At 79.8% G+C, this 792-nt stretch carries 2 pseudogenes; one reads left to right on the top strand and one right to left on the bottom strand.

From position 1 onward, the window contains the following. Positions 1–186 (top strand): annotated as a pseudogene (locus GT030_RS32715) (hypothetical protein); the annotation flags it as partial. Positions 187–249: 63 nt separating this feature from the next. Here the strand turns inward: GT030_RS32715 and GT030_RS32720 are convergent. Next, positions 250–792: pseudogene (locus GT030_RS32720) on the bottom strand (primosome assembly protein PriA); the annotation flags it as partial.

Here is a 792-nt window from a genome sequence, read left to right on the forward strand (position 1 = left end):
CGGGCCGCCGCCCAGGCCGCGGCCGAGGCCGAGCGGGCCGGCGAGCCCTCGGGCACCCGCACCGTCAACACCGGTATGCCGACCGTCCCCGCGGCCCGCTCCATGCCGACCCAGCCGACCTCGGGCAGCCCCACCCTCCGCGACGACCCGAGGCCCCCGGCCTTCCCCGGCCCCCGCAGCGGCTGACCGGCCCGACCCCCGCCCTCCCGGCAACCGACCGGGAGGGCGTTCGTGTGCCGGGAAGAACCCTCAGCCGATGTCCGGCGGATCGATCCGCACCCGTACCGGCTCCCCACTCCCCCGCGCCAGCCGCGCCGCCCGGGCCGTCTTCAGGGCGGCCGCCAGGGCGGAGCCACTGCCGGGGGGTACCCGGATCAGCGCCCGTTCCCACTGCTCCCCCGGCGGGGGTGCGCCGGGGCGGCGGGGCCGGCCGGGCAGGGTCGAAGGCAGCGGCACCGGCCCCAGTACCTCCGCGTCCGGGGGTGAGTCCACGGCCGCGAGGAACTCCGCGACCGCCTCCGCCGTCCCGGACACCGCGGCCATCCGGGACACCGGCGGAAACCCCAGCTCGGCCCGCTCGGCCAGCTCCCGGACCGCGAACCCGACCGGGTCCCAGCGGACCAGCGCCTGCACGGGCCGCAGCGTCGGTTCGGCCACGACCACCACGGTCCCGCCGTCACCCTGCGGCCGGACCAGCGCGGCCGCGCCGATCCACCGGCGCAGCGCGTCCTCGCCGGAGCGCAGGTCCGGCCGGCCGAGCATGGCCCAGCCGTCGAGCAGCAGCGCGGCCGC

The sequence above is a fragment of the Streptomyces sp. SID1328 genome, assembly GCF_009865595.1.
Taxonomy (GTDB): Bacteria; Actinomycetota; Actinomycetes; order Streptomycetales; family Streptomycetaceae; genus Streptomyces; species Streptomyces griseoluteus.